The 232-nt window shown below is 78.9% G+C and carries 1 protein-coding gene; it reads left to right on the top strand.

The features are described from left to right. Positions 1-232: hypothetical protein (locus SB658_RS27925; protein ID WP_410603847.1), on the top strand; the 232-nt coding region annotated here is incomplete at both ends.

Genomic DNA, 232 nt, shown 5'->3' with positions numbered 1-232 from the left:
CCTGCTCGACGGCGAACTGGCACAGTCGCTGCACTGGCTGGCGCGCTACACCCATGCCCCGCTGGGCGAGGTCGTCGCCACCGCCCTGCCCGGCCCGCTGCGGCGTGGCGAGCCGCTGGCCGATACCCGCGCCTGGGGTTGGGCGCTGACCGAGGCCGGGCAGACCGCCCGTGGCGGCCTGCGCGCGGGCACGCGTCCGGCGCGGCTGGCCGCCCTGCTCGCCGAAGCAGCC

It is taken from the genome of Bacillus sp. SIMBA_008 (genome assembly GCF_046535495.1).
Classification (GTDB): Bacteria; Bacillota; Bacilli; order Bacillales; family Bacillaceae; genus Bacillus; species Bacillus subtilis.
This window is presented reverse-complemented; position numbering and strand designations above follow the sequence as displayed.